Origin of the sequence: Nonomuraea sp. CA-143628 (genome assembly GCF_050942315.1) — a bacterium.
In the GTDB taxonomy this organism is placed as follows: Bacteria; Actinomycetota; Actinomycetes; order Streptosporangiales; family Streptosporangiaceae; genus Nonomuraea.
In genome coordinates, this window is sequence record NZ_CP192072.1 from 4,253,166 (window position 1) to 4,279,283 (window position 26,118).

24 protein-coding genes are annotated in these 26,118 nt (G+C 70.7%); 12 read left to right on the forward strand and 12 right to left on the reverse strand.

Annotated elements, in window-relative coordinates:
- Nucleotide 1: 1 nt before the first annotated feature.
- From ACQP2T_RS19675 to ACQP2T_RS19690, 4 genes are all read left to right on the forward strand, one after another.
- Nucleotides 2-1,390, forward strand: a complete 1,389-nt coding sequence (locus tag ACQP2T_RS19675) for an amino acid permease (RefSeq protein ID WP_433517557.1) — start codon at nucleotides 2-4, stop codon at nucleotides 1,388-1,390.
- A 92-nt stretch (nucleotides 1,391-1,482) separates the two neighbouring features.
- Nucleotides 1,483-2,283 carry a PAS domain S-box protein gene (locus ACQP2T_RS19680; RefSeq protein ID WP_433517558.1) on the forward strand — a complete coding sequence of 267 codons (801 nt, stop codon included), beginning with the start codon at nucleotides 1,483-1,485 and terminating at the stop codon, nucleotides 2,281-2,283.
- Nucleotides 2,267-2,734 carry a hypothetical protein gene (locus tag ACQP2T_RS19685; RefSeq protein WP_433517559.1) on the forward strand — a complete coding sequence of 156 codons (468 nt, stop codon included), beginning with the start codon at nucleotides 2,267-2,269 and terminating at the stop codon, nucleotides 2,732-2,734. The genes ACQP2T_RS19680 and ACQP2T_RS19685 overlap by 17 nt, the downstream gene beginning before the upstream one ends.
- Before the next feature lie 69 nt (nucleotides 2,735-2,803).
- On the forward strand, nucleotides 2,804-3,289 hold the full coding sequence (locus ACQP2T_RS19690) for a DinB family protein (protein ID WP_433517560.1): 486 nt from the start codon (nucleotides 2,804-2,806) through the stop codon (nucleotides 3,287-3,289).
- Between the two features lie 9 nt (nucleotides 3,290-3,298).
- Here the strand turns inward: ACQP2T_RS19690 and ACQP2T_RS19695 are convergent, their stop codons facing one another.
- The 3 genes from ACQP2T_RS19695 to ACQP2T_RS19705 form a co-directional block, all read right to left on the reverse strand.
- Nucleotides 3,299-4,633, reverse strand: a complete 1,335-nt coding sequence (locus ACQP2T_RS19695; protein WP_433517561.1) for an FtsX-like permease family protein — start codon at nucleotides 4,631-4,633, stop codon at nucleotides 3,299-3,301.
- A 73-nt stretch (nucleotides 4,634-4,706) separates the two neighbouring features.
- Nucleotides 4,707-5,372 carry an ABC transporter ATP-binding protein gene (locus tag ACQP2T_RS19700; protein WP_433517562.1) on the reverse strand — a complete coding sequence of 222 codons (666 nt, stop codon included), beginning with the start codon at nucleotides 5,370-5,372 and terminating at the stop codon, nucleotides 4,707-4,709.
- Nucleotides 5,365-5,889, reverse strand: coding sequence for a PadR family transcriptional regulator (locus tag ACQP2T_RS19705; protein ID WP_433517563.1), 525 nt, complete (start codon nucleotides 5,887-5,889; stop codon nucleotides 5,365-5,367). Before ACQP2T_RS19705 ends, ACQP2T_RS19700 begins: the two co-directional genes overlap by 8 nt.
- A gap of 39 nt (nucleotides 5,890-5,928) precedes the next feature.
- On the opposite strand from ACQP2T_RS19705, the gene ACQP2T_RS19710 reads away from it, so the two are divergent.
- Together ACQP2T_RS19710 and ACQP2T_RS19715 are read left to right on the forward strand one after the other, a co-directional pair.
- Nucleotides 5,929-6,927 (forward strand): phosphotransferase enzyme family protein, encoded by a 999-nt coding sequence (locus ACQP2T_RS19710; protein ID WP_433517564.1) that lies wholly within the window; start codon nucleotides 5,929-5,931, stop codon nucleotides 6,925-6,927.
- A 103-nt stretch (nucleotides 6,928-7,030) separates the two neighbouring features.
- Nucleotides 7,031-9,778 (forward strand): hypothetical protein, encoded by a 2,748-nt coding sequence (locus ACQP2T_RS19715; protein WP_433517565.1) that lies wholly within the window; start codon nucleotides 7,031-7,033, stop codon nucleotides 9,776-9,778.
- Between the two features lie 5 nt (nucleotides 9,779-9,783).
- Here the strand turns inward: ACQP2T_RS19715 and ACQP2T_RS19720 are convergent, their stop codons facing one another.
- Genes ACQP2T_RS19720 through ACQP2T_RS19740 form a run of 5 tightly spaced genes read right to left on the reverse strand, consistent with a single transcriptional unit; the run spans nucleotide 9,784 to nucleotide 14,116 of the window.
- Nucleotides 9,784-10,440 carry a nucleoside/nucleotide kinase family protein gene (locus ACQP2T_RS19720; protein ID WP_433517566.1) on the reverse strand — a complete coding sequence of 219 codons (657 nt, stop codon included), beginning with the start codon at nucleotides 10,438-10,440 and terminating at the stop codon, nucleotides 9,784-9,786.
- Nucleotides 10,437-11,312 carry a sugar phosphate isomerase/epimerase family protein gene (locus ACQP2T_RS19725; protein WP_433517567.1) on the reverse strand — a complete coding sequence of 292 codons (876 nt, stop codon included), beginning with the start codon at nucleotides 11,310-11,312 and terminating at the stop codon, nucleotides 10,437-10,439. Before ACQP2T_RS19725 ends, ACQP2T_RS19720 begins: the two co-directional genes overlap by 4 nt.
- 35 nt (nucleotides 11,313-11,347) lie before the next feature.
- Nucleotides 11,348-12,094, reverse strand: coding sequence for an ATP-binding cassette domain-containing protein (locus ACQP2T_RS19730; protein ID WP_433517568.1), 747 nt, complete (start codon nucleotides 12,092-12,094; stop codon nucleotides 11,348-11,350).
- Nucleotides 12,091-13,065 carry an ABC transporter permease gene (locus tag ACQP2T_RS19735; protein ID WP_433517569.1) on the reverse strand — a complete coding sequence of 325 codons (975 nt, stop codon included), beginning with the start codon at nucleotides 13,063-13,065 and terminating at the stop codon, nucleotides 12,091-12,093. Before ACQP2T_RS19735 ends, ACQP2T_RS19730 begins: the two co-directional genes overlap by 4 nt.
- A gap of 7 nt (nucleotides 13,066-13,072) precedes the next feature.
- The gene (locus ACQP2T_RS19740) at nucleotides 13,073-14,116 is read right to left on the reverse strand and encodes a substrate-binding domain-containing protein (RefSeq protein ID WP_433517570.1); all 1,044 of its coding nucleotides are present in this window, start codon (nucleotides 14,114-14,116) and stop codon (nucleotides 13,073-13,075) included.
- A gap of 130 nt (nucleotides 14,117-14,246) precedes the next feature.
- Here ACQP2T_RS19740 and ACQP2T_RS19745 point away from each other — a divergent pair, with 130 nt between their 5' ends.
- Both ACQP2T_RS19745 and ACQP2T_RS19750 read left to right on the forward strand, forming a co-directional pair.
- On the forward strand, nucleotides 14,247-15,491 hold the full coding sequence (locus tag ACQP2T_RS19745; RefSeq protein WP_433517571.1) for an ROK family protein: 1,245 nt from the start codon (nucleotides 14,247-14,249) through the stop codon (nucleotides 15,489-15,491).
- A 3-nt stretch (nucleotides 15,492-15,494) separates the two neighbouring features.
- The gene (locus tag ACQP2T_RS19750; protein ID WP_433517572.1) at nucleotides 15,495-16,163 is read left to right on the forward strand and encodes an adenylate kinase family protein; all 669 of its coding nucleotides are present in this window, start codon (nucleotides 15,495-15,497) and stop codon (nucleotides 16,161-16,163) included.
- Here the strand turns inward: ACQP2T_RS19750 and ACQP2T_RS19755 are convergent.
- From ACQP2T_RS19755 to ACQP2T_RS19770, 4 genes are read right to left on the reverse strand one after another with little or no spacing between them, the layout of a single operon-like run.
- A complete protein-coding gene (locus tag ACQP2T_RS19755; RefSeq protein WP_433517573.1) occupies nucleotides 16,152-17,291 on the reverse strand; it encodes an acyl-CoA dehydrogenase family protein in 1,140 nt (379 codons plus the stop codon). The two genes, ACQP2T_RS19750 and ACQP2T_RS19755, sit on opposite strands and share 12 nt — an antisense overlap.
- A 2-nt stretch (nucleotides 17,292-17,293) precedes the next feature.
- Nucleotides 17,294-18,856 carry an AMP-binding protein gene (locus ACQP2T_RS19760; RefSeq protein WP_433517574.1) on the reverse strand — a complete coding sequence of 521 codons (1,563 nt, stop codon included), beginning with the start codon at nucleotides 18,854-18,856 and terminating at the stop codon, nucleotides 17,294-17,296.
- Nucleotides 18,857-18,875: 19 nt separating this feature from the next.
- Nucleotides 18,876-19,784 (reverse strand): sulfotransferase, encoded by a 909-nt coding sequence (locus ACQP2T_RS19765; protein WP_433517575.1) that lies wholly within the window; start codon nucleotides 19,782-19,784, stop codon nucleotides 18,876-18,878.
- The gene (locus tag ACQP2T_RS19770; protein ID WP_433517576.1) at nucleotides 19,781-21,073 is read right to left on the reverse strand and encodes a DegT/DnrJ/EryC1/StrS family aminotransferase; all 1,293 of its coding nucleotides are present in this window, start codon (nucleotides 21,071-21,073) and stop codon (nucleotides 19,781-19,783) included. The genes ACQP2T_RS19765 and ACQP2T_RS19770 overlap by 4 nt, the downstream gene beginning before the upstream one ends.
- Nucleotides 21,074-21,249: 176 nt before the next feature.
- On the opposite strand from ACQP2T_RS19770, the gene ACQP2T_RS19775 reads away from it, so the two are divergent.
- The 4 genes from ACQP2T_RS19775 to ACQP2T_RS19790 all read left to right on the forward strand — a co-directional run bounded on the left by ACQP2T_RS19775 (nucleotide 21,250) and on the right by ACQP2T_RS19790 (nucleotide 26,117).
- On the forward strand, nucleotides 21,250-22,614 hold the full coding sequence (locus ACQP2T_RS19775; protein WP_433517577.1) for an FAD-binding oxidoreductase: 1,365 nt from the start codon (nucleotides 21,250-21,252) through the stop codon (nucleotides 22,612-22,614).
- 117 nt (nucleotides 22,615-22,731) lie between these two features.
- Nucleotides 22,732-24,516 (forward strand): carbamoyltransferase family protein, encoded by a 1,785-nt coding sequence (locus tag ACQP2T_RS19780; RefSeq protein ID WP_433517578.1) that lies wholly within the window; start codon nucleotides 22,732-22,734, stop codon nucleotides 24,514-24,516.
- 25 nt (nucleotides 24,517-24,541) lie between these two features.
- Nucleotides 24,542-25,339 carry a family 3 encapsulin nanocompartment shell protein gene (locus ACQP2T_RS19785; RefSeq protein WP_433517579.1) on the forward strand — a complete coding sequence of 266 codons (798 nt, stop codon included), beginning with the start codon at nucleotides 24,542-24,544 and terminating at the stop codon, nucleotides 25,337-25,339.
- Between the two features lie 13 nt (nucleotides 25,340-25,352).
- Nucleotides 25,353-26,117 (forward strand): SDR family NAD(P)-dependent oxidoreductase, encoded by a 765-nt coding sequence (locus ACQP2T_RS19790; protein WP_357960323.1) that lies wholly within the window; start codon nucleotides 25,353-25,355, stop codon nucleotides 26,115-26,117.
- Nucleotide 26,118: the final 1 nt, after the last annotated feature.

A 26,118-nucleotide genomic window follows, 5' to 3' on the forward strand; every position in this document is an offset into this window, starting at 1 on the left:
CATGGTCTCTTCGCAGGGTGTCTTCAGGCGCAAACCGGTGGAGCAGATCGCCACCGAGCACGAGGGAGAGCTGTCCAGGTCACTCGGTCTGTGGCAGCTCACCGCCATCGGAGTGGGCGGCATCATCGGCGCGGGGATCTTCGCCCTGGCCGGCGCGGTCGCCAACCAGACGGCGGGGCCGGCCGTGCTGGTGTCCTTCCTCATCGCGGGGGTGGCCAGTGCCGCCGCCGCGTTCTCCTACGCCGAGTTCGCGGGCATGATCCCGAAGTCGGGCTCCGCCTACACCTACGGGTACGCGGTCCTGGGAGAGATCGTCGGCTGGTTCATCGGCTGGGACCTCCTGCTGGAGTACACCGCCATCGTCGCGGTCGTGGCCATCGGCATCTCGGGCTACTTCGGCTTCCTCGTCCAGCAACTCGGCTTCACGCTGCCCGCGTGGATGCTCGGCGCGCCCGGCACCGGCACCGGGCACGTGGTGGACCTGTTCGCGGTCCTGTTGTGCCTGCTCATCGCGTACCTGCTGAACCTCGGCATCCGCGCCGCCGCCAGGTTCGAGACGTGGGTGGTGGCCATCAAGGTCGCCGTCGTGGTGCTGGTGATCGCGGTCGGCTTCTTCTACATCAAGCCCGCCAACTACACGCCGTTCTTCCCCTTCGGAGTCAGCGGCGCGATCACCGGGGCCGCCACCGTGTTCTTCGCGGTGTTCGGCTACGACGCGATGAGCACCGCGGCCGAGGAGTCGCGGGACGCCCAGCGGCACATGCCGAAAGCGATCGTCTACTCGCTCACCGTCTCGATGATCCTGTACGTGCTGGCCACGCTCGTGCTCACCGGCATGCAGAACTACCGCGACATCGACCCGGAGAGCGGCTTCGCCACGGCGTTCGCCTCCGTCGGGCTGTCCGGGCTGGCCTCGCTGATCGCGGCCGGCGCCGTGGTGGGCATCCTCACGGTCATGTTCACGTTCATGCTGGGCGTCACCCGGGTCTGGTTCTCGATGAGCCGCGACGGGCTGCTGCCGCAGTGGTTCGCCAAGCTGCACCCGGTACGCCGGGTGCCCACGCGGGTCACGTGGATCGTGGGAGTCGCGTCGGCGGTGATCGCCGGGTTCCTGCCCATCCGGGAGGCCGCAGAGCTGACGAACATCGGGATCCTGCTCGCGTTCGTGGTCGTGTGCGTGGCGGTGATCGTGCTCCGCTACCGGCAGCCCGAGCTGCCGCGCACGTTCCGCACACCGGGCATGCCGGTGGTGCCGGCCCTCGGGGCGCTGTTCTCGATCTGGCTGATCACGTTCCTGGATCCGCTGACGTGGCTGCGGTTCGCCGTCTGGTTCGTACTGGGCCTGATCATCTACTTCACTTACAGCCGTCGGCACTCTCAGCTGGCCTGACGCTCCCTGGACCAGTTCCCGAGGGGTGAGGCCGCGCGGGTGGGGTGTGGATAAACCCTCGATGGCTAACTATGTGCATTAGCCTAACCACCGTGAGTAACAGAGCCGTTGCCGGCACCCCCCTCTTTCGCCGTACGATCGCCCGCGTTCTGCGCCGCATCGGGCGGCGCGGCGCCTCCCTGGCGTTCGTCGGTCTGCTGAGCATGGCCATCGCCGCGTCCCTCGCGTTCGTGCCGGCCGACCAGCGGGTCGCCCCCGGCTACGCCATGCTGGCCTCCATCGCCCCCTTGACCGTCTGGGCGGTGGTCTGGTGCGCCACCGGCGCTCTGTGCCTGGTGCAGATGTTCATGCGCTCGGATCGGGTGGCCTTCGCCGCCGCCACCGCGCTGCTCATGATGTACGGCCTGGTCTACCTGCTCTCGACGTTCACCGGCGTCAACCCACGGGGGTGGGTCGGCGGCGCGGTCTGGCTGGCCTTCGGCGGCTGGATCGCGCTGATCGCCACCTGGCCCGAGGCCGTCGTGGTGAGCCGCTTGCCGGGTGACCGGGCCGACCCGGCGGCCGTCATCGTCGCCGACGGCGCCGGAGTCATCCGGTCGTGGAATCCCCAGGCCGCGACCCTGTTCGGCTGGAGCATCGACGAGGCGGTCGGACGGTCGCTGACGATCCTGATGCCGCCCCGCTTCCGCGGCCAGCACGCCGCCGGCCTGGCCAGGGTGGGCTCCACCGGCCGCTCCGACCTGGCCGGGCGGGACATCCCGCTGGTCGGCCTGCACCGCGACGGCAGCGAATTCGCCATCGCCCTGACCGTCAACGCCTGGCACAGCGATGACGGCGTCACCTATACCGGCGTGGTGCGGCCAGTCGGAGGCGGCAGTGTCCAACCTGAGTAACATCCTCATCCAGCTCTCCGTAGGCATCGTCCCGCTCGGCGTGGCCTACCTCGCCTTCCGCTCGGCCACCGACGCCAACAAGAAGACGCAGCAGACGGCGCTGATGCAGGCCGAACGCCACGCCGAGCTCGAACGCTCCAAGGTGGACGCCGACGCCTTCGTCCGCGCCAAAACGATCTACGAAGACGCGTTGACCCAGATGGAGAAACAGGTCGCCCGTTTGCAGAGCCAAGCCGCCCAGGTCAGCGCCGACCTGGTCAGCGAGCAGACCGGCGCGGCCGCGATGCGCGAGCAGATCAGCCAGTTCCAGGCCCAGATCCGCGCCCTCGAACGTACGGTGATCGCGCTGCGCGCCCAGCTCATCGCGGCCGGGCTCTCTCCCGTGGCCGTCGCCGAGACCACCGGCCCGTTCATGATCGGGCATCCGCCGCGCCCCCGAACGGCGGAATGAGGCGGTCTGTCATCACCGCGCGGGCGGTCGCTAAGATCGGCGCCACCCCGAACGGTGGAGGAACCGACCATGACCAAGGAGACGGAGACGCTCCTCGCGTCCCTGAACAGCCAGCGTGAGCACGTGCTCGGGATCCTGGACGGCCTTCCGGCGGACGCGCTGCGGCGGCCGGTGCTGCCGTCGGGGTGGACGTGCCTGGGACTCGTCCGCCACCTCGCCCTCGACGTCGAGCGCTTCTGGTTCCGCGCCGTCGTGGCCGGCGAATCGGTCGAGCTCGAAAGCGGGGACGCCGCCTGGCAGGTCGCCCCGGACGAACCGGTCGAGACCGTGCTGGACTTGTACCGGCGGGAGATCGAGCTGGCGAACGCCGTCATCGCCGCCACCCCTCTCGACGCCGGACCGGCCTGGTGGCCCGACGAGCTCTTCGGCGGCCCACCGCCCCGGGACCTGTTCGCGGTCATCCTGCATGTGATCACCGAGACGGCGTGCCATGCCGGGCACCTCGACGCGGCACGCGAGCTGACCGATGGCCGGACCTGGCTGGTCCTGACGTAGCCCGGCCCGTCACTCGGTACGGAGTTCCTCGGGGTGCAGGGTGCGGCGGAGGAGGGGGCGGGCGGCGCTGGCCATCAGGACTGCTGTCACTACGCCGATCAGCACCATGAGGATCGCGCGGATCGCCGTCCAGATGAGCGCTTCCGGCTGGTCCTGGAAGGCGCTGCTGCTGGGGATCACGGCGACGCCTACCCCGGTGAGGGCGGCGACCAGGCACACCGGGATCGACGCGGTGAGTGCCTGGCGGATGAGGACTTGGCCCAAGGCGGCCACGGGCGTGCCGCCGCCGGCCAGGGCTGCGAACGAACGTCGATGATCCAGCAACGCCTCCGCCTGATGCACGACGAGGGCGGCGGCGGAGGTGGCCAGCGCTACCAGCAGAGCGAGGTCTATCAGCAGGTAGGCCGTCATGAAGTAAGAAGGGATGTCGCTGACGCCATGAGAGAAGGCGATCCCCTGGTTGGCGCCCACAGCCGAGCCGAAGAACACGGTCAGTCCCACCACTGACAGGGCGCGGGCCCAGCCCCGTGGGTCTGCTTCCACGAGCCGGGCCGCGAGCAGGGTCTCGGCCGCTTGTGCGCGTCGCCCTACCCACCGTGCGGCTGCCCTGATCAGCCAAGCGGTGGCGAGGACCAGGCCGAACAGCAGGAGCACCATGCCGATGACCATGATCAACGCCGCGCCATACGGCCCGATCAGCCAGAGATACTCGCTGACGAAGTCTCGGCCCTTGAGGGTCGCCATGGCGGCGAGCGCCCCTACCCCCACCGCGACCAGCACCAGGTCGAGCGCTCTCGGGCCGGTCGGCCGCGCTCGCCGGACCACACCCAGCGGAGAGGACACCACGTGCCGTCCCGCCTTGAGCCCTGAGTATGTGCCGCTGAACGTCACTACGGCGAGGATCGCCGGCATCAGGAGGGGGCGGTGCAGCGGCAGCGGCCACGTCAGCGCCAGGTCGATCAGCAGGTACACCGCGATGCCGATCAGCCCGCCCAGCGCCGACCGCCATCCGCTCTCGTAGGCCCCGAGCAGGCGCACGTGGCGCGGCGTGGCCCCGGCCAGCCGGAGGGCGGCCAGCCGCCGTTCCCTGGTGGCGCCGGCCAGCCGGCTCACCTGGTAGAGGAAGGCCATCGCCGGGAGGATCAGCAGGGCCAGCCCCAGCGAGGTGAGGGCGCGCCCGTCTTCGCTGAAGAAGGCGTCGACACGGGCGTCCCACGCCTGCAGCAGGCTCACCGCCACGCAGAACAGGAAGGTCGCGAGCGCCGCCCCCGTGGTCATGAGGCGCCCCCGAATCCGTTCGCGTCGCGACCCGCCCTTGGCGAGCATGCGCATCACGGCGATCATGCGGTCACCTCCGCCGCGAGCACGCGGAGGACGGCGATCACGTTGCTGACGGCGATCGCGTCTTGGATGGCGATCACGCGGCCACCTCCGCCGCGAGTTCGCCGTCGCGCAGCACGAGCTCCCGGTCGGCGTAGGCGGCCACCCGGTTGTCATGCGTGACGATCACCAGGGTGGTCCCGTCGGCGCGGGCCTTACGGGTGAGCTCGTCCATCAGTTGTTCGCCGGCCAGCGAGTCGAGCGCGCCGGTCGGCTCGTCGGCGAAGACCACGCGCGGGCCGGTGACCAGCGCGCGGGCCATGGCGACGCGCTGGATCTGGCCGCCGGACAGCGTGCCGGGCCGCTGGTCGCCGCAGTCGGCCGCGTTCAGGCGCTCCAGCCAGGAGCGGGCGGCCTTCAGCGACTCCTGGCGGCCGTGCCGGTCGAACAGCAGCGGTAGCGCCACGTTCTCCGCCGCCGTCAGCTCGGGCACCAGCTGGCCGAACTGGAAGACGACGCCGAAGCTCTGCCTGCGCAGGTTCGTCCGGTCGTTCTCGCCGAGCGTGTCGATGCGTTTGCCGTCGAAGCGGACCTCGCCCGACTCCGGGCGGATGATCCCGGCAAGGCAGTGCAGCAGCGTGGACTTGCCGGAGCCGCTCGGCCCGGTGATCGCCACGATCTCGCCCGCGCCGATCTCCAGGGAGACCCCGTCCAAGGCGACGGTCGAGGCGAACGTCTTGCGCAGCGCGCGTGCTTCAAGCATCAGAGTCCTCCTTCAGATCGGCCAGCCGTCGCATGGCCGTCTCGATCCAGCGCAGGTCGGCGTCGAGGTGCTGGAGCGCGTAGTCGGCGGCCAGCGCCTGGGCGGGGGAGCCCGCCGAGCGCTCCGCGGTGAGCTCGCGCATCCGCGCCAGATGCGCGGCCCGCTGCCGCGACAGATAGCCGTCGGCGGCGCCGCCGGCCACGGACGCCACCACCACGCGCGACAGCAGTGCGCTGGACAGATGCGGCGCCGGCGCCTCCACCCCGTCCAGCCACTGGGCGAGCTCGGCGAGCCCTTCGCCGGTGATGGCGTACACCGTGCGTTCCGGGCCGCCGTCCTGCACCGTCTCCGCGACCTCGGCGAACCCGTCGCGCTGCAGGCGCTGCAACGTCGCGTACACCTGGCCATAGGCGAGCGGCTTGGCGCCGGGCAGGCGCCGGTCGTGCTCGCGTTTGAGTTCGTATCCATGCTTCGGGCGCTCCACGAGCAGCCCGAGCATGACATGTCCGGTCGACATGGCCAGGACTATACATTGAATGAATAGTGAAGCGCGATCATGGTCGATAACCTGGCGGGCATGAAGGACCGGCCGGCGGGAGTCGACGAGCGGGCGTTGCGGGATGCCCTGGAGAAGTGGGGGATCGGGGCCGTCTCGCTGGAGTACGCGCCGGTCGGGTTCGGGGACTACCACTGGATCGCGGCTGACGCGGATGGGCCGCGGTGGTTCGTCACGGTCGCGGACCTGGCGCAGAAAGGCCAGGCCGGGGACGGGGAGAGCGCGCTACGCCGGGCCATGGACACCGCCGTCGCCCTGCGCGGGCAGGGGCTCGACTTCGTCGTCGCGCCTTTGGCGGATGCTGGGGGCGAAACGCTTCAGCTGCTCGGGTCCCGGCACGCGGTGAGTGTCTTTCCGCTGGTGAGCGGGCGTCCCGGGGAGTTCGGCGACCGCCTGACGGCCGACGAGCGCCGGAAGACCGTGGAGATGCTCGCCGAGTTGCACCGTACGCCGCCCCCGGCGTCGACTCCCGTCCGGCCGTTGCGCGTTCCGATGCGGGGCCGGCTGGAGGAGGCCATCGAGGCGTCGGGCGGCGGGGTTTGGCGGGGTGGGCCGTACGCGGAGCCCGCCCGCGCTCTGGTGGCCGACTCCGCCGGGCGGTTGCGGGAGCGGCTGGCGGAGTTCGATCGGCGGGTCGATGAGGCGAGCGGCGCGGACCTCGTGGTGACCCACGGAGAGCCGCATCCCGGCAACCTGGTGATGGTCGAGGGCAGCCCGGTGCTGGTGGATTGGGACACGGTGGGGCTGGCGCCACCCGAGCGGGATCTGTGGCTGGTCGCCGGCGGGCCGGATGACCTGGCGCGTTACGCGGAGCTCACCGGGCGGCGGCCCGACCCGGAGGTGATGGAGCTCTTCCGCCTGCGCTGGGCCATCGAGGACGTGGCCCTCTACGTCGAGGATCTGCGCTCGCCCCATGAGCTGAGCGCAGACACCCGGGAGGCGTGGGAAGCCCTCACCGACACCGTGCGTGAGCTGACAGCTCCGGTGTCAAACAGCTGACATCTCCTGCAAGGTGCGGAAAATCTCGGCATAGTAGGAGAGATCGTGGTGTGCCGGAGAAAGAAGAGGATCCCGAGGGCTGAGTTCCATGTGGCTTGACGGGATGGAGATCCCCGGGTGGCTGCGGCCGTGGGTCGGCTGGGTGGTGGGCTCGGACTGGCCCCAGGCCGACGAGCGGGTGCTGTTCCGGATGGCAGACGCGTTGGTGCGGGCCGCGCGGCGGATCGTGGCCACGGACGACGAGTCGGGACAATGGCTGACCGGCGGGGTACGGGGGGAGTGGGACGGCGACGCGCTCAAGGCGTTCGTGAAACGGGTGGGGGAGGTCGTCGGGGGGCGGCAGGCCGATCTCGTGGAACAGCTGGTCACCATGGCCATCGGGCTTAACGACCTGGGTGTGCAGGTGCAGTACACCAAGCGGATGATCAAGCTGACCGTGCTGCTGTTCGTGGTGCAGATGTTGTGGCTGACGTGGGCGCTGCTGCATCCCGCCGGCCGGCTGACGGTGCGGGGGCTGTTCAAGGCACGGGCGCAGGTGGCGCGGTGGACGGTCCGGCAGTTCGGACAGCGCCTGGCGGTCAACGTGGCCTCTTTCGGGCTCCTGATGGGCGCTATGGACCTGTACGTGCAGGGGACCCAGTCGCGGCGCGACGCCATCGACTGGAAGCAGGTCGGCACGTCGGCGGGGATGGGGGCGCTGAACGGCGGGTTGCTCACGGGGCTGGCGTGGGCGCTCCCGACGCGGTCGTTGTGGATGTTGATGGGGCACACGGGGGTGGCGTCCGCGGGTGCGACGGTGGCGGGTGCGCTGCTGAGCGGTCAGCCGGTCAGCTTGAAGATGGTGGCCGAGGCGTTCACCTCGGGTGTGGTCAGTGTCGCGGACGGCCATCTGGCTAGCTGGAGTCCGCACGGCCCCCGCGCCGACGGTGGCGGGGCGGCCCGGCCCGATGCCGAGCGGCCGGCCCGCATCGGGGGCGAGGATCCGAGGCCGCAGGAGCCGGTGTCCGCACCTGAGGGGCCCGAACCGCACGTGGCGCAGGGTGCGGACGCGCCCCACACCGACCTCGCCCAGGTACGAGAGGGCACCCACGGCCGCAGCATCGACCAGCTCATCAACCGGGGCGAAGACGCTCTGGTGCACCACTTCGGCCGGAACGGCGATGAACCGAACGCTCAGCACCACGTCGGACGGGACACCGAGGTGGCGGGCACCGTCTACCGGAGGGTCGACTTCCCGGTCAGGGACATGCGGCCGGGCGCCGAGTTCACCCTGCCCGACACGGTGCTCAACACGCGGTCCTACACCGCCGATCACCTCGCCCCAACGGAGATCGTCACCTTCTCCAGAACGGGCAGGGACCTCGGCGACGGTCAGGTGGCCCAGGCGCCGGGCACCAAGATGCGGGTCCTCGGCGCGCACGAGGGCGCCTACATCGCGCCGGACGGCCAGGCCGGGACCAGGGTCTACCTGGTCGAGATCGGGCAAGACCCGTTACCCGTACAGCCGGCGCCGCACCTCGAACCCCGGCACGCGGAGATGATCGGCCGCTTCCGGGAGGAGGTCGCGGCGGGCGTGTGGTACCGCGACCCGGGGTCCATGTCGATGCCCACCGCCGACCCGCGGCTGCTGTCGCCCACCTCCGGCATCATCGACGTCGGCGTCGCCGCGGACGGCACCCACTTCCTCATCGGCGAGCATCGGCTGACCGCCGGCGATCTCGGCACCATGCTCGTGCACGACCCCCGGCTGGTGGCCGCGCCCGACGCGGCCCTGCGGGTGCTCGGTTGTGAGACCGCCACCAACCTCGGCCTGCTGCAGGAGCTGGCCGACACCACCGGCCGCGAGGTGATCGCGGGCGACAGGTACGTCTACATCGGCGCCGACCGGCAGGCGCACACCGCGAACATCCAGGGCTATACGGCGGACGGCCGCCCGATGTTCCCCCACCGGGGTGACGGCGCCTGGCACATCGCCATGCCGGAGGCCAGGGTCGAACGGCCGGCGGTGGCCGCCGAGGTGAAGCCGCCGAGGGCGGGCGTACCGGCGGCTCCCGAGTCGCTGCGCGCGGCGATCGACGCGGAGGACGCGACCTACGTCCCCATCCGAGGGGGATCGGATGGGAAAGTCGACATCATCACGCTGGACGACGTGCCACAGGCCGTCAGGAAGGAGATGCACGGCAGGGCGGAGCGCCCGGCGCGCATCGAGGTGGTGGTCTCCCAGGTGGGGCGGGCGATCGGGGCCAACGTGGCCCGCGCCATGCTGGACCCCTATGCCAAGGGCGCCGTGCTCGCCGACTTCATCAACGCCTCGGGCGCCGACAAGGTGGCCCACATCCTGTCCGGCTTCAAGGGCAGGCGGGACGCGATCCTCATCGGCCTGCTCGACGTGCTGACGGCGAACTCCGACCGGGCCGCCCGCAACCTGATGCGGACCGACGACGGCCGGTTCTTCGCCATCGACCACGCGCGGTCGTTCGACGGCGACCGGATCACCATGCACCGGGACCAGCCGTTCGCCTCGAACTTCGTCGGGCGGCGGCCCGACGGCCTGTTCGGCTGGGTCGACAACCCGCTCACCAGGCAGGACGTCGACCTCATCACCGAACGCCTCCAGGCACTGCGGCCCGAGTTCGAACGGTATGGCCTGCACGCCGAGTACGAGGTCATGATGGACCGCCTCTACCAGGTGGCCGACCACGCGACAGGGCGCACCTCGCTCATCGCCGTCGGGTCCGGCCCGTCCGCCCGGCTCGAGCACCACTTCGGCTGGGACCTCGGCGCCCTCCGGTGGATCTACGACGAGGCCGTCCACCGCCTCGAACAGGGCGAGGACCCCGGCGCGATGTGAGGGGGTCAGGCTTTCAGCGTGCGGAGGGTCGGGTCGGAGATCACCAGGTCGGCGTGCGAGCGGGTGCCGTTGACCAGGTTCGCGTTGCGCTGGTCGGTCCCCATCACCCAGGCCACGGCCGCGTCGTGCTCCTTGCCGAACCGCTCGTGGCGGGCCACGAGCCGCCGCACGCGCTCGTCCTCGTCGAGATCGCAGTACCAGACCTCGTCGAGCTCGGGCCGCACCCGGGCCCAGTCGCCGTCGTGGAGCAGCAGGTAGTTGCCCTCGGTGACGATGAGGCGGGCGGTGCGCGGGACCGGGATGCTGCCCGCGATCGGTTGCTCCAGGTCGCGTTCGAACGCGGGGGCGTAGATCACGTCGTCCTCGTCCTGGCGCAGGCGGCGGAGCAGCGCGGCGTACCCGGCGGCGTCGAAGGTGTCGGGGGCGCCCTTGCGGTCGCGCCGGCCGAGCCGATCCAGCTCCACGTCGGCGAGGTGGAAGCCGTCCATCGGCACGTGCGACACCCAGTCGAGCGCGGGCTGATCCTGTCGCAGCAACTGGACCAGGTTCTCGGCGAGCGTGGACTTGCCGGCTCCGGGGCTGCCCGTGATGCCCAGGACCGCGCGGTGGCCGTCGCGTACGAGGGAGCGGGCGCGGGCCGCCAGATCGTGGAGGGTCATCATCGAGCCCGGCTCGCGTGGAGCTGGCCGGTGATGAAGCCGTGGGCGTGACGGGCCAGGTCCTCGCCGTCGGACCACAGGTTGCGCCAGATGGCCAGGTCGTTCGACAGCCCGCGCATCACCACGGCCGAGGAGAAGGACTCGAAGGTGATCGGCCCCTGGTAGCCGATGTCGGCCAGCGCGTGGAAGAACGAGGTGAAGTCCAGGTGGCCGGAGCCGAGGTAGCCCCGGTGGTTCTCGCCGATGTGGACGTAGCCGAGCCGGTCGCCGACGTCGTGCACCGGGCGTACGAGATCGTCCTCTTCGATGTTCATATGGTAAGTGTCGAGGTGAATGAGGACGTTGTCCTCCCCGATGTCATCGGCGAGCCGCAGCGCGTCGCGCGCGGTGTTGATGACGTTGGTCTCGTAGCGGTTGCAGATCTCCAGGCCGAGCGTCATGCCGCGCCCCCGCGCCTCCTGCGCCAGGCGGCGCAGCACCGTCACCACGTTGCGGCGTCCGGCCAGGGTGAGCGGGCGGTCGTACTTGCCCAGGGCGCTGTACAGGGCGCCGGTGAAGTGCGTGCCGCCGAGCTCGTGGGTGACGATGAGCGAGTCGTGCAGCAGCTTCTCGCCACGCGCGACCACGTCGGTGTCGTCGCTGGAGACGTCGGCGTCGAAGGCGAGGCCGCGCGAGCAGGCCACGCCGAGGCCCGCCGACCGCAGGGCCTCACGGGCGGCCGCGACGTCGAGGTTGGCGGAGTCGTGCAGGGACAGTTCGAGCAGGTCGAACCCGGCCTCCTTCGTCTTGCGGATCGCGTGCTCCACCGACGCGGGCGTGGTGTCACCGACCCAGACGAGGGCGTGCACGCCGATGGGGTTGGTCGTGGTGGTCATTCTGGTGCTTTCTCTTTGGTGGACAGGTACGGGGCTCACTGGCCGGCGGCGCCGGTGACCAGGGAGACGATCTCCTCGCCGGTGATCTCGGACGTACGGCGGCCGCCGACGCAGCGGCCGGCGCGCATCACCCAGACCTGGTCGCTCAGCCGCATGACCTGCGCGAAGTTGTGGCTGATGAGCAGCACCGTGTGCCCCTCGTCACGCAGTCGCAGGATGAGCTCCTCGACCCGGGCCGTCTCCTGGACGCCGAGCGCGGCCGTCGGCTCGTCCATGATGACCAGCCGGGAGCTGAAGCCCGCCGCGCGGCAGATGGCGACGGCCTGGCGCTGCCCGCCGGACAGCCGGCGGACGCGGGACTTCACCGCGGGGACGTTGACCGCGAGCGTGGAGACCATCTCCCGCGCGCGGGCCTGCATCGCCCGCCGGTCCAGGAACGCGATGGGACCGAACCCGCGGACGAGCTCGCGGTTGAGGAAGAGGTTCTGCCACACGGTGAGGTCCTCGACGAGGGCCAGGTTCTGGTGGACGGTCTCGATGCCCGCCGTACGGGCCTCGTCGGGGGAGTGGAAGTCGGCCTTCTCCCCCTCGAAGAGGATGTGGCCGCTGTCGGGCCGGTGGATCCCGGAGATGCAGCGCACCAGTGTGGACTTGCCCGCGCCGTTGTCGCCGACCAGCGCCGTGATCTCTCCTTTGCGCAGGGAGAGCGAGACGTCGGCGAGGGCGCGGACGTTGCCGAACGACAGGGACACGTTCTGACAGTCGAGCAGGGTGTTCGTCATCGCTGGAACCTTGTCAGGAGCGCGGCCAGCACCACGACGATGCCGACGGCGAGAGGCTGGTAGAACTGCGAGACGCCGAGCAGTGTCAGCCCGTTGACCAGCGCGACGAGCAGGAGCGCGCCGATGACCGGGCCGATGATGCTGCCCCGCCCGCCGAACAGGCTCACCCCGCCGAGCACGACCGCGGCCACGGAGTTGAGCAGGAACGAGGTGTTGGCGGCCGGCTCGGCCGCGCCGATCCGGGCCACCAGCAGGATGGCCCCGAGCCCGGCGAGCACGCCGGAGATCGTGTAGACGGCGATCTTGACGCGCTGGGTGCTGATCCCCATGGCCGTCGCGGACTCCGCCGCCCCGCCCGTGGCCAGCACGTGCGTGCCGAACCGGGTGCGGAACAGCAGGACGTGCCCCACCACCGCGACGACCGCCGCGATGATGAACGACCAGCCGAAGATCCCGATCCCGCCGGTCGACAGGCGCAGCAGCGCCGCGTCGATGATCGTCACGGGCTTGCCCTCGGACAGGATCAGCGCCAGCCCGGAGGCCGCGGAAAGGGTGCCGAGTGTCACGATGAAGTCGGTGATCTTGCCTCGGGCGATGATCACCCCGTTGACCACGCCGACCAGGCCCGAGGCCACGATGGCAGCCAGGCACGACAGCGTCAGCCCCCAGCCCATCGAGTAGGCCTGGCCGAAGGCGACCGCGCCCAAGGTCATCGCGGAGGCGATCGACAGGTCGATGCCCGCCGTGGCGATGACGAACGTCTGGCCCACGCTCAGGATGATCAGGATCGCCGCGGCGACCAGCATCGAGGCGATGTTGCCGGCGCTGAGGAAGGTGGGGTTCAGCGCCTGGAAGACGATCACCAGGACGATCAGCCCGACGAGGGCCGCCCACTCGGCCCAGAAGCCGACGTCCTTCAGGCGCGCGGCCCAGGCATCGTGGTTGGGTGCGGCGATTGCGGTGTTTGCCATCTCTGTCCTACTGGATGAGGCTCTTGAAGGGGTCGGTGTAGGTGCCGAACGGCTTGGGAGTGGCCGCCAGCGCCTTGTCCGCGTTGTCCTTGGTGACCAGCTCGACCGGGGACTTCACCTTGGCCGGCAGTGTCTTGCCCTTCGTGGCGGCCTGGCACGCCTCGACGCCCATCAGGCCCATCGCGTACGGGTACTGGGCGACGGTGCCGTCCAGCGTGCCGGCCTTGACCGCGTCGAGGGCGTCCTTGATGCCGTCGACGCTGATGACCTTGATCTGTCCCGCCTTGCCGGCATTGGCGATGGCCCGCGCCACGCCGAGCCCCATGTCGTCGTTGGCGACGAAGAAGCCCCGCAGATCCGGCTTCGCGCGCATGACGTCGGTCGCGGCGGTGAGCGCGGTCTGGCGCTCCCAGTTGGCGGCGACGGTCTGGACGACCTTGAGATTGGGCCCGATGCCCTGCTGGAACCCCTCGACCCGGGCGCCGCTCGTGACGTCGCCCGCGATGCCGCCGATGACCGCGACGTCACCGGCCGGCACGAGCTCGCTCATCCGCTTGCCGGCCATCTTGCCGGCCTCGACGTTGTCCGTGCCGATGTAGGTGGCCAGCTTGACGTTGGCGCTGCCGGCCGCCCCGGCGTCGACCGGGCTGTCGATGTTGACGATGGGCTTGTTCTGCGCGCCGATCTTGGCCAGGCCCTGGATGAGGTTGGTGCCGGAGATCGGGTTGACCACGAAGCAGGAGAAGGGCTGCCCGGCCAGGCCGTTGAGCTTGTCCGCCTGCCCGGTGGTGTCGGTGATGGAGGTGGCCGCCTGGACCGTGAGAGACAGGCCGCCCGTCTTGGCCTGGTCGTCCATGCCCTGCTTCATCGTCTGGAAGAAGGGGTTGTCCAGTCCTTTGATCACCGCGGCGACGCTCGGGGCTTCGGCGGCGGCGCTCTTGCCGGACGGACCGGCGGACACGCTGGAGCCGCAGGCTCCCAGAGCCAGTGTCCCGGCCGCCAGCACGGCGGTGACCGTCGTCGCTCGCCTTCCATGCGAGGTGATGTGCATCGGATGCCCCTTTCGGCGTCAATGGGATGACCGTATGACTACTTCTGGCCCCTGACAACCCATGTTTCGACTTTTTAAGTCGAAACATTCTTGACTTACGAGCACTCCCGGTCGCCGATAGAGTGGGTTAATGGCCATAACCGGTGTGTCCGCCCTGCGGATGGGAGTCAGCTCGGGCGAGATCCTCAGCCTGTTCCGCGACATCCCCGACGGGCTCACCAAGGCCGACGTCATGCGGCATACCGGCCTGTCGCGCACCACGGTCAACCAGCGCCTCGACGGGCTGCTCAGCGCCGGGCTGCTCATCCCCGCGCCCACGGAGGCGCGCACGGGCGGGCGGCCCGCCGGTCAGTTCGTCGTCAACCGCGACCGGGGCGTGCTGCTGGTGGCCGACGTGGGCGCCACCGGCCTGCGCACCGCCCTGTGCGACCTGGGCGGGAAGGTGCGGGCCGAGCGGGACGTCCGCGCCGAGGTGACCAGCGGCCCGGAGGCGATCCTCACGATCGTGTCCGAGCTGTTCGCCGAGCTGCTGGACGAGCGCGGCCACCAGCCGGGCGACGTGCTCGGCATCGGCATCGACGTGCCCGGTCCCGTCGACTTCGCGAGCGGGCGGGTGGTCAGCCCGCCGATCATGACCGGCTGGGACCGCTTCGACATCCCCGGCTGGTTCACCGCCCGCTACAACTGCCCGGTGCTCGTCGACAAGGACGTCAACGCGATGGCGTTCGGCGAGCAGCGCCTGCGCTACCCCGACGTCCCGCACCTGCTCATGGTCAAGATCGGCACCGGCGTCGGCACCGGCCTCATCGCGGGCGGCCAGGTCCACCGGGGCGCCGACGGCGCGGCCGGCGACATCGGCCACATCCAGGTCGTGGTCGACGACGTGGCCGAGCCGCCGTTGTGCCGGTGCGGCAACCTCGGCTGCGTGGAGGCCTACGCCGGGGGCTGGGCGCTCGTCCGCGATCTCCAGGCGGCGGGCCACGACATCACCACCGTCGACGACGCCGTACGCCTGATCCGCTCAGGAGATCTGGCCGCGGTACGCCTGGCGCGGCGCGCCGCCCGCATCCTCGGCGGCGCCATCGCCGACACGGTCAACCTGTTCAACCCGCGCATCATCGCGATCGGTGGCCAGCTCGCGCACACCGACGAGCAGCTCTTCGCCGGCATCCGCGAGATCGTCTACCGGCGGTCACTGCCGCTGGCCACCCGCAATCTCCAGATCGTCCGCAGCGACCTCGACCCCGACGCGGGCATACTCGGGCTCGCGCAGCTCCTCGTGGACGGGATCTACGCTCCCCAGCGGGTTCAGGAGCTCGTCGATCGCGGTGCGGCGGGCGCTGAGATCATGCTCCCCGTCTCCGGGGGACAATGAGACATGCGGAAATACGTGATCCTCGGGGTGCAGGGCAGCGGCAAGGGCACCCAGAGCACCCTGCTGGCCACCGACCTCGACCTCGTGCACATCAGCGTCGGCGACATCTTCCGCTGGCATGTCAAGAGCCACACCAAGCTCGGCGCCCAGGTCCGCCGCCTGGTCGCGGCCGGTGAGCTCGTGGGCGACGACCTGGTCGAGGCCGTCGTCAGGGAGCGCCTCCAGCAGCACGACTGGAACTGGGGCTTCATCATCGACGGCTTCCCGCGCAGCCGGCGGCAGGCGGAGTTCTTCCTGGAGAGCTACGACATCGACGGCGTGATCCACCTCGACCTGCCCGACGCGGAGGTGCGGCGGCGGGTGCTGGCCAGGCGGCTGTGCTCGCGCTGCGGCATGGACTACAACCTGATCGCCCACCGGCCCGCGACCGAGGGCAGGTGCGACGTGTGCGGCGGCGAGCTCGTCACCCGCGAGGACGACGCCCCGGACGCGCTCGCCACGCGGCTGCGCGAATACCACGACAAGATCGACCCGGTCGTGGAGCTGTTCCGCGGCAAGGAGTACGTCGTGTCGGTCGACGCCCGCGACGACAAGGCCACCGTCCAGCGCAACATCCGCGACCGCCTCAACCTGCCGCCGTACGCCCCAGAGACGGCAACCTCAGGGCGCTGAGTCGCGGCCGAGTAGCTGCCGGGCGACCACCAGCTTGGTGATCTGGGCGGTGCCGTCGGCGATCTGCAGCGCGATCACGTCGCGCAGCCGCTGGGCCTGCCGCAGCTCCTCCGAGTAGCCGGCCTGCCCGAACGTGAGCAGCGCCTGCTGGACGGCGTCCGCGGCCATCCTCGGCACCCACCACTTGACCATGTTCGCCTCGGTCGTGTGCGGGAGTCCCTGGTCCTTGCGCCACAGTGCCTCGTAGCAGAGCGCTCTGCCCGCCCGCAGCTGCGTGGCGTACTCCACCAGGGGGAAGCTGAGCCCCTGGAAGGCGCCCAGCGGACGGCCGAAGGCGCTGCGGGTGCGCGCCCGCTCCAGCGCGTCGTCGATCGCCGCCTGCGCGGTGCCCGTCGCCATCAACGCGATCAGCGCCCGCGAGTAGTCGAAGCCCCGCATGACCTGGACGAAGCCGAGGCCCTCGCCGCCCACGATCGTCTCGGGCCCGGTGGTCAGGCCGTCGAAGGTCAGGTGGGCGCGGCCCACGGCCCGATTGCCGAGGTCGGTGAACGCCTCCCGCTTCGCCGCGGCCAGGTCGGCGAGGAAGGCGGTGACGCCGCGCGCGCCAGGACCGCCCGTCCTGGCGAAGACCAGGCCGTGCGTGGCGGTCATGCCGAGCATGATCGAGGTCTTCTCGCCGTGCAGCAGCCAGGCATCGTCCTGGACAGTGGCGCGGAACTCTATGGCGGCGGCGTCCGAGCCGTGCTCGGGCTCCGTCAGGCAGATGGCCGGGATCAGCTCTCCCGAGGCCAGGGCGGGCAGCCAGTCTCCCCGCTGCTCCGGCGAGGCGTTGGCCTGCAGGATGTCGGCCACGAGCGCGGCGTTGAGCACCAGGTAGCAGCTGTTCACGTCGGCGCGGGCGAGCTCTTCGAGCACCAGGCCGGTGGTCACGGCGTCGGCGCCCGCGCCGCCGTACTCCTTACGGACGCGCAGGCCGAGCAGGCCCATGCGGGCCAGCTCGCCGGGCAGCTCGGGGCGCATGGCCGCGGCCCGGTCGTCGGACTGGTAGTGCGGGGCGAGGCGCTCGGCCGCGAAGTCGCGCACCCGGGCGCGCAGCCGCTCCTGCTCGTCGTCGAACGCGAAGTCCATGCTCAGCCCATCCGTTCGCGCAGCTCGAACTTCTGTACCTTGCCCGACGCCGTCTTCGGCAGCTCGGCGACGACCGTCAGGCGTTCCGGCCAGAACTGCCGGGCCATGCCGAGCCGTTCCAGATGCAGCTGTACGTCGGCGAGCGACGGCGGCTCCCCGTCCGGGACGACGAAGGCGCACGCCCGCTCGCCGAGACGCTCGTCGGGGTAGGCCACCAGCGCGGCCTCCTTGATCCGCGGGTGCCGCCACAGCGCGGCCTCCACCTCGACCACGGGGATCTTCTCTCCACCCCTGACGATCAGGTCCTTGGCCCGGCCGGTGATCCGGATGCCGCCCTCGCCGTCGTCCCTGGCCAGGTCGCCCGTGTCGAACCAGCCGTCGCCGGTGAGAGATTCGGCGTACAGGTCGGGGCGTTTCCAGTAGCCCACGCACTGGTTCGCGCCGCGTACCTGAAGGCGGTCGCCGGCGATCCGGACCTGCATCCAGGGGGCGGGCCGGCCGTCGGAGCGCGCGGCGAGATCCGGCGGGTCCTCGGGGCGGGTGATCGTGACCGTGGCGTTCTCCGTCATGCCCCACAGCGCGTACATGCGCACGCCGAGCACCTCGCCCGCCTCCTCCACGACCTTCGGCGGGATCGGCGACCCGCCGCACGCGAAGGAGTCGAGGGTCCGCAGGTCCCGGGGCCGGGCCCGCTGCGCGGCGATGGCGTCGACCACGAACGTGGTGGCGCCCATGCCGAAGTTGACGCCCTCCGACTCGACCAGGCCGAGCATGACGTCCGGGTCCCACACGTCCTGGAACACCGCCCGGCCGCCGAGCTGGAGCGGCATCAGGAAGCAGTAGAGGTACCCGGCCTGGTGGGTGAGCGGCGAGCCCATGTGGACGACCAGGTCCTCGTCCAGCCCGAGGGCCTCCGCCTCGGTGCGGATGCCGGCGTACAGCGTGTTGTGGGTGTGCATGACGCCCTTGGGCTCGCCCGTCGTGCCCGAGGTGAACATCACCTGGGCCAGGTCGTCGGGGCCCGCCTCCGGCTGACCGAGCCGGACGTCGCCGCCGGACATGAAGACGTCGTCGAAGTCGAGCGGGCCGCCACCGATGGTCACCGCGTGCCGCAGCGTCGGCACCTCCTTGGCGATCTCGGCGAGCATCCCGGCGTGGTCGAAGCCGCGGAACGACGCGGGCGCGACGCAGACCTTCGCTTCCGTACGTTCCAGCATGAAGCCGACCTCGCGTTTGCGGAGGATCGGGATGATGGGGTTGACGGCCGCGCCGACCCGCATGCAGGCCAGCGCGAGCGGCGGGAACTGCCACCAGTTCGGCAACTGCAGCCCGACCACGTCACCCGGGCCGACGCCCAGCTCGGTCAGGGCCCCGGCGAACCGCTCCACGAGTCGCGATAAATCCGCGTACGTCAGTTTGACCAGGTCGGCGGCGCCCGCCTGGTGCGCCGTGATCGCGACGCGGCCCGGTGAGCGCTCCACGGCCCGCCGGAGATCGTCCAGAGGCGTGCCGTCGCGCCACCAGCCTTCCCGGTAGCAGTGCTCGGCGTCGCTTCGCCAGTTCATGGGTGCTCCCATCGGCTTGTCAGAGGCGGTAGCCGTACCTGCTCATGAGCGGCAGCGCGGCGAGGGTGCTCAGCGCGACGCTCGAGGCCGGCAGTGCGGTGCGCCAGGCGTCGTCGGGCCTGATGGCCACCGGCCCGGTGCGCAACCGGTCGGGATTGCCGGTCACGGTGTGATTGACGCCGAGCCGGGCGGCGTTCCCGTCGATCACCGGGCCGGGCGGCGGGAGACCCGCCCACGCCATGACCTGGCCGATCGTCTCGGCGGGCCGCGCGGCGAAGTCCTCGTACCTGAGCCTGAGGCACCTGCCGGGATAGGCGCGCGCGATCCACTCCGACGCCGCGTTGAAGCCGGTCCAGTACGCGCTGCTGCGCAGAGGGCTCATGGCCGGGATGTAGCCCTTGGCGCGGTGCCACGAGTAGGCCGTCGCCCTGGGGTCGCGCACCAGGTGCAGCACCTGGGGCCGCAGGTCGGGCAGGCCCATGAGGTGGGCCGCCTCGGCGGGGAACTTGGAGGTGTCGACGATCACCTCGGCGTCCAGCGCCGCGCCGATCGCGGTGTAGAGCCGCCGCTTGACCTCGCTGATGCGCCGCACGTCGCGCGGCGGCCGGGCCATGCCCCGGGCCTCGCGCAGCCGCTCCTGGGTGAAGCGGGTGCGCAGGCGCGCGTTGTGCAGGCCGATCATCTCCGTCGCGAGGGTGTGACCGTCCAGCTCACGCAGCACCCGCCGCCACACGTCGCAGTCCTGGAGGTCCTTGCCGCAGCCGCAGGTGCTGTTGGTGCCGGCGCCGAGCACGCCGTTGGACCACAGGTAGTTGAGCTCGCCCACGTGGGCGACGCCCGGCAGCTCGTTGAGCAGGTTGCCGAGCAGCGTGCTGCCCGACCTGCACCAGCCCGTGACGTAGAGCACTCGCGGCGCTGTGGGCGTCATCGGCTCGCGGTCCGTCCGGCGACCGCGCTCTCGCTGCCGGGCCCTGCGACGGCGGGCTTCGCGACGGGTGCTCTTCCGGTGGCGGCCCTTCTGACGGCGGCTTTTCTGACGGCGGTCACCAGGCGGTCGCAGTCGGCCAGGTCCAGGTTCGCCGAGAGCGGGATGTCGATCGCCTCGCTGACATAGCGCGCCGACGTCGGGAAGAGGCTCCGCGCGGCCTCCGGGTCGTCGCCGAGCAGGAAGCGCCAGTTCCAGAAGGCGCGTACGTTGACGTCGTCGCGGTCGCCGAGCGCGCGGGCGTCGACCCCTTCCGCCTTGACGGCCTCGGCGAACGCGACGCATTCGCGCGGCGTGGCCCCCGGCAGCCGGAAGACCAGCGCCTCGCCGAGGTAGGCGCCCGGCGCCACGGGCTGCCGCAGCGCGATCCCGTCCAGGTCCGCCAGCCGCTCGGCCACGTGGTCGTGGTTGCGGCGATGGGCGGCCAGCCGGTCGGGCAGCCGCTGGAGCAGGGCTCCGGCCAGCGCCGCCCTGATCTCGTCCATGCGGAAGCTGAAAATGGGGTACGCCCGATCGTCGACCTCCGGCACCTTGCCGGGGAAGTGGCGGGCCATCCGGCCTTCGTAGGCGCCGCTGTAGACCACCGCGCGGGCGTACGCCTCGGGGTCGTCCGTGAGCAGGAACCCGCCTTCGCCGGTGTTGAGCGACTTGTCGGACTGGGTGCTGAAGGCGCCGAAGTGGCCGAACGTACCCAGGTAGCGGCCGTCGAGCCGCGCGCCGAGGGCGGGCACCGCGTCCTCGACCACCAAGGCGCCGTACTCCTCCGCCAGCCGGCATATTTCCGGCATGTCGCTGGCGAAGCCGCGCATGTGCACCACCACGACCGCCTTGGCGCCCTCGTCGAACACCCGGCGCAGGTCGCGCACGTCCAGGTGCAGGTTCTCGTCGCACTCCACGAGCACCGGCCGGTGCCCGGCGAGCAGGATCGCGCTCGGCGTGGCCGCGAAGGTGAACGCGGGGCAGGCGATCGGCGAGCCGGCGGGCAGCTGGAGCGCGAACAGGCTCAGGGTGATCGCGGTGGTGCCGCTGGCGCAGGCCAGCGCGTGCCCGGCGCCGAACACCTCGCACAGCCGCCGTTCGAAGAGCCCGGTAAATGTCTCCTCGTGCGGCCGGAAATCGTAACGGAAGAACAGCCGGGCGCGCAGCGCCTCGATCGCCGCGGCGATGTCCTCCGGGCTGAGGAAGACATCTCCCTTGTCATAAGTGGGCCAGGTGGTCAGGGGTGGATTCACCGGTCCCTCGAATCTGTTGGTACAAATAACGTGAGCTATTTGGTCGGGTAGTGAATTACGCGCTGGACCTAAGAGCCGACTATCGCGGCAAGTCTCCGGAAAGACAACCCCCTCGCGTGTGTCACAAATGCGTGATAAGCCGTCGAAGAACCTCGGCCCGAGAAAGGAACGAGCCAGTGACGGTCTCCACGCTGAACGCCCTGAACGCCGCCTGCCCCGATCGGGTGGTCGGACCCGGCCACCCCGCTTATGACGAGGTGCGGCTGCTCTTCAACGGCATGCACGATCTGCGGCCACGGCTGATCTGCCTGCCGCGTGACGTCGCGGAGCTGCGCGCGGTGATCCGTACCGCCCGCGAGTCCGGGCTGGTCACGGCGGTACGCGGCGGCGGGCACAACGTCGCCGGGTACGCCTCCGTCGAGGACGGGTTGGTCATCGACCTGCGGCTGATGAGCTCGGTGACGGTCGATCCGGGCGAGCGCACCGCCACGGTCGGCGGCGGCGCCACCTGGAGCCAGATGGACCTGGCGACCACCGCGTACGGGTTGGCCACCACGGGCGGCACCTTCGACACCACCGGCGTCGGCGGCCTGACCCTGGGCGGCGGCCTCGGACACCTGATGGGCAGATACGGCCTGACCTGCGACAACGTGCTCTCCTACCAGCTCGTCACGGCCGCGGGGGAGGTGGTCGAGGTGGACGCGGAGCGTGATCCGGAGCTCGACTGGGCGCTGCGCGGCGCGGGCCACAACTTCGGCGTGGTGACGGAGTTCCGCTTCCGTACGCACCCGGTGGGCCTGCTCTACGGGGGCTGCGTGGCCTATCCGCGCGCCGAGCTCGGTCGGGCCGTGCGCCTGTTCCGCGAGCTCATGCTCGACGCGCCCGACGAGCTCAACTGCACGCTGTTTCTGAAGAGGTACGGACCCACGCACGTCCCGGCGGCGGTGATCTGCGTGGCCTACAGCGGCGATGACGAGGGATACCGGACGGCGCTGGAGAAGCGGCTGCGCGGGCCGGAGATCCTCGACTGGCAGCTCATGCCCAGGTCGTACCTGTCGCTGCAGGCCGCGCTCGGCCGCCTGGCGTTCGGGCTGCGGCACTACTGGAGCGCCCGCTTCGCCGACGCCCTGCCGGACGCGCTGGCAGACGCGCTGGTCGAGCGGTTCCTGGCCGGCCGCTGGCTGGGGCCCTTCAGGGACGGGATCCTCGTCGAGGCGCTGCACGGCGCGGTGCGGCGGGTGCCCGCCGAGGCCACGGCCGTGCCCTTCCGCGGCGCCGCCTTCAACGTCACGGGCACCGCGATCTGGGCCGACCCGGCCGCCGACGAGGAGCAGACCGCCTGGGCGCGGTCCGTCTCGGCCGCCGCCGAGCCGTACAGCCGCTGGGGCGACGGCTACATCAACTATGCGTCCACCGGCGACCGAGCCAGGAAGACCTTCGGCGAGACGGCCTTCGACCGGCTGACCTCGGTGAAACGGCGGCTGGACCCGGACAACTTCTTCCGCGCCAACTACAACGTCGCGCCCTCACCCGTCCGCTGAGCCGCGTCCACCGGCTCAACGATGCGTCGCCCCCGGGGTCATCACCAGGTGGACGCCGTCCAGGGCGGCATGACCTTCACTGGTGGGACCCGAGTCCTTCACCGCCAAGGAGTTCTCGTGATCGTCCTCGGATACAACGGGTTCGGTAAGGTCGCCGAACTCTTCGCGCGTTATTACGGGTCGACGGGAATCGACCGCCACATGCTCTACGGCCACGATTCGTCGGCGGCCCTCATGGTGGACGGGGAATTGGTCGCGGCCGTCGAGGAGGAACGGCTCAATCGCGAGAAGAAGACCGCCAGGTTTCCGGCCCGGGCCATCGAATGGGTCTTGCGAGAGGCCGGGAAAACGTACGAAGAGGTCGATGTCTTCGCGCATTCCTGGCGTTTCTCACAGGACGTCATGAACAATATGATCGCCGAGATCGTGGACGCCGACGCGCCGGTGGACAAGAAATTCGCCAGGCTGCGGCGGCTCGACGACACCTATACCAGGATATTCAGCCAGGAGGCCATTCTCGCCGACTTCCGCGAGCACACGGGCCACCCGCTGACCGCCGAGAAGCTGGTCACGGTGCCCCATCACCTCGCCCACCTGATGACGGGATACCACCTGTCCGGAGGCCGGGAGGCGGCCTTCGTGGTCAGCGACGGCCGGGCGGAGTGGCTGTCGGCGATCCTCGGCGAGGTACGCGACGGCAAGGTGCGCCTGTTCGACGACGCGACCGTGGACGGGGACAACTCGCTGGCCCTGCTGTTCGCGGTGCTGACCAGGTATCTCGGCTTCATGCCCAACAACGACGAGTACAAGGTCATGGGCCTGGCCGGCCACGGCCCGCCGCCAGAGCCCAACCCGCTGCTCAAGCACGTGGTGGCGCTGACGGACAACGGCCGCTACACCATCCCCTACGCGCCGCGGGCCGTACGCGCCTATTACGCGCTGTTCGACCGGATCTTCGACACGGACCCGGACGGCAGGGAGGACTTCGACGTGCGGGTCCGGGTCGCCGCGGCCGCCCAGGAGATGGTCGAGGCGGTGACGGCCCACCAGCTGCGCGCGCTGGAGGAGCGCAGCGCGCTCCCGAGGCTGCTGTTCGAGGGCGGCCTGGCGCTGAACTGCGTCAACAACACCAAGCTGCTCGAAGGCTCCAGGTTCGCCGAGATGGAGGTGAGCTTCGGCGCCAGCGACCCGGGTGTGGCCATCGGCGCCGCCTTCTACGCCAGTCAGGAGGCGGGCGACAAGCCGCGGGTCTCCGGCTCGCCGTACCTGGGGCCCGCGTACGGCGACGACGAGATCCTCGCCACGCTCGAAGCCCACGCGGGGGGCGTCGAATGGCGCGAGCTGGCACCCGGTGACGTGGCGCGGGAGACGGCCACGCTGCTGCGGGAGAAGTGCGTGCTCGGCTGGTTCCAGGGCCGGACCGAATACGGGCCGCGCGCGCTGGGCAACCGGAGCATCCTGGCCAATCCCTGGTTCGGCGATATCAAGGACATCATCAACGACCGGATCAAGCACCGGGAGCCGTTCCGGCCGTTCGCGCCCGTCGTCCTGGAGGACGTGGCCCCCGAGGTGTTCGAGATGGGGAAGAAGCGGGCCTCGCCGTACATGACGTTCGTCTTCCCCGTACGGCCCGGCTACCGCGACCTGATTCCCGGCGCCACGCACGTGGACGGCACGTCCAGGATTCAGACGATCCGTGAGGAGGACAACCCGCTGCTGGCGGAGTTGCTGCGTGCCTTCACCGAGCTGACCGGGGTGCCCTGTCTCATCAACACCTCGTTCAACGTGGCCGGCGAGCCCATCGTGTGCTCTCCGGCCGACGCCATGGACTGCTTCCTGAAGACCGAGATGGATTACCTCGTGCTCGGACGGTTTGTAGCCACCAAATCAGCTCAGCGTTGACAACGATTTCAACGGAGGGACGGGCATGTCTCCTGGCGAGGAGTTCGCGTGGGCGGTGGCGGGCTCGCGGAACGGCGGCGACGTCGAGGTACCGTACCGGCTGGCGCTGACCGAGGCGTTCCCGCTGTTCAAGACCCGGCCGCGCTACACGGTCCGGCACCTGCTGAAGAGCGTGAAGGTGGGCGACGGGCAGGTGCCCTACGTCCACGAGGCGCCACCGCGCGAGCTGACGCCGTCGGGGACGTCGTACGCCGAGACGCCCGAGTCCGTCTTCGCCGCCAGCGTCCGCGTGGCCGGCCTGACCGAGGTCAAGGTCGGCGTGCCCGTGCCCAAGGGCGTGCTCGACGAGCCCGGCCTGCTCGCCGCCTTCGTGGACTACCGCGTGCTCGTACGGCTGTCCACGGTCGAGAACCAGATCCTGCTGCACGGATCTGGCGACGGCGCGATCGACGGGCTGCTGCACCTGGCGGAGTCGCGCCACGCGCCGTTCGACGGCGATCCCGAGGACGTGCTGACCGAGGCGGCGGCCGAGGTCGAGGAGACCGGCGGCTCGTGCGACGGCATCGTCACCCACCCCGGCCTGTACTGGAAGCTGGTCCGGGACGGCGCGCTCGACCGGCTGGCGACGGCCGGGATCCGCGTCTCGCGCACCCGCATGATCGGCGCGGGGGACGCACTGCTCGGCGACTTCCGCGCGGCCGTGACACTGCTCGACCCCGCGCAGTCCACGCTGCGGCTGCGCAGGGACACCGAGGTCATTGAGGCGAGCACCCGCGTCGGCCTGGCCGTACATCTGCCGCAGCACTTCCTGCTGGTCTCCTGAGAGGTGTCTGGTCATGGACCTTGGGTTGAACGGACGGGTCGCGCTCGTGGCGGCGGCCAGCAGCGGGCTCGGGCTGGCCGTTGCCCGCACGCTGGCGGCCGAGGGCGCGCACGTGTCCATCTGCGCGCGCGAGCCCGACCGGCTGGCGCGGGCGCACGCCGAGATCGACGCCGCGGGTCCGGGACGGGTGCTCAGCACCAGCGTGGACGTGCGCGACGAGGCGGCCGTGGCCAAGTGGGTGGGGCGCACCGCTGACGAGTTCGGCTCGCTGCACATCGTGGTCAGCAGCTCGGGCGGGGTGCCGCACGGGTCGCTGGAGGAGTTCGACGTGCCCGTGTACCGGCGGGCGCTGGAGGACAACACGATCCCGCACGTGAGCGTCGTCCTGGCCGCCCTGCCGCACCTGGACACCGGCTGGGGCAGGGTGCTGATGCTCACCTCCGAGGCGGTACGCCAGCCGCTGCCCCTGACCGGCCTGTCGGCCGTCGCCCGGCTCGGCGTGCTGGGCTTCGCCAAGGGGCTCGTACCGAGCCTCGGCCCGCGCGGCATCACCGTGAACGTCCTCGCCCAGGGCTTCCACCGCACGCCCGCGCTGGACCACCAGTTCGGCGACGAGGCGGACGCGGCGCTGGCACGGGTGGCCGAGGGCCTGCCGATGCGCAGGATCGGGCGGCCGGGCGACTTCGGGGCGATCGCCGCGTTCCTGGCCAGTGAGCACACCTCCTTCATCACGGGTGTGGTGCTGCTGGTGGACGGTGGCAACACCCGCGGCCTGTGAG

What these genes read in the sequence shown, in the direction of transcription:
- ACQP2T_RS19675 (WP_433517557.1), top strand. Translation starts at nt 2, where the DNA reads ATGGTCTCTTCGCAGGGTGTCTTCAGGCGCAAACCGGTGGAGCAGATC.
- ACQP2T_RS19690 (WP_433517560.1), top strand. Translation starts at nt 2,804, where the DNA reads ATGACCAAGGAGACGGAGACGCTCCTCGCGTCCCTGAACAGCCAGCGT.
- ACQP2T_RS19695 (WP_433517561.1), bottom strand. Translation starts at nt 4,633, where the DNA reads ATGATCGCCGTGATGCGCATGCTCGCCAAGGGCGGGTCGCGACGCGAA.
- ACQP2T_RS19700 (WP_433517562.1), bottom strand. Translation starts at nt 5,372, where the DNA reads ATGCTTGAAGCACGCGCGCTGCGCAAGACGTTCGCCTCGACCGTCGCC.
- ACQP2T_RS19705 (WP_433517563.1), bottom strand. Translation starts at nt 5,889, where the DNA reads ATGTCGACCGGACATGTCATGCTCGGGCTGCTCGTGGAGCGCCCGAAG.
- ACQP2T_RS19710 (WP_433517564.1), top strand. Translation starts at nt 5,929, where the DNA reads ATGGTCGATAACCTGGCGGGCATGAAGGACCGGCCGGCGGGAGTCGAC.
- ACQP2T_RS19715 (WP_433517565.1), top strand. Translation starts at nt 7,031, where the DNA reads ATGGAGATCCCCGGGTGGCTGCGGCCGTGGGTCGGCTGGGTGGTGGGC.
- ACQP2T_RS19720 (WP_433517566.1), bottom strand. Translation starts at nt 10,440, where the DNA reads ATGATGACCCTCCACGATCTGGCGGCCCGCGCCCGCTCCCTCGTACGC.
- ACQP2T_RS19725 (WP_433517567.1), bottom strand. Translation starts at nt 11,312, where the DNA reads ATGACCACCACGACCAACCCCATCGGCGTGCACGCCCTCGTCTGGGTC.
- ACQP2T_RS19730 (WP_433517568.1), bottom strand. Translation starts at nt 12,094, where the DNA reads ATGACGAACACCCTGCTCGACTGTCAGAACGTGTCCCTGTCGTTCGGC.
- ACQP2T_RS19735 (WP_433517569.1), bottom strand. Translation starts at nt 13,065, where the DNA reads ATGGCAAACACCGCAATCGCCGCACCCAACCACGATGCCTGGGCCGCG.
- ACQP2T_RS19740 (WP_433517570.1), bottom strand. Translation starts at nt 14,116, where the DNA reads ATGCACATCACCTCGCATGGAAGGCGAGCGACGACGGTCACCGCCGTG.
- ACQP2T_RS19745 (WP_433517571.1), top strand. Translation starts at nt 14,247, where the DNA reads ATGGCCATAACCGGTGTGTCCGCCCTGCGGATGGGAGTCAGCTCGGGC.
- ACQP2T_RS19750 (WP_433517572.1), top strand. Translation starts at nt 15,495, where the DNA reads ATGCGGAAATACGTGATCCTCGGGGTGCAGGGCAGCGGCAAGGGCACC.
- ACQP2T_RS19755 (WP_433517573.1), bottom strand. Translation starts at nt 17,291, where the DNA reads ATGGACTTCGCGTTCGACGACGAGCAGGAGCGGCTGCGCGCCCGGGTG.
- ACQP2T_RS19760 (WP_433517574.1), bottom strand. Translation starts at nt 18,856, where the DNA reads ATGAACTGGCGAAGCGACGCCGAGCACTGCTACCGGGAAGGCTGGTGG.
- ACQP2T_RS19765 (WP_433517575.1), bottom strand. Translation starts at nt 19,784, where the DNA reads ATGACGCCCACAGCGCCGCGAGTGCTCTACGTCACGGGCTGGTGCAGG.
- ACQP2T_RS19785 (WP_433517579.1), top strand. Translation starts at nt 24,542, where the DNA reads ATGTCTCCTGGCGAGGAGTTCGCGTGGGCGGTGGCGGGCTCGCGGAAC.
- ACQP2T_RS19790 (WP_357960323.1), top strand. Translation starts at nt 25,353, where the DNA reads ATGGACCTTGGGTTGAACGGACGGGTCGCGCTCGTGGCGGCGGCCAGC.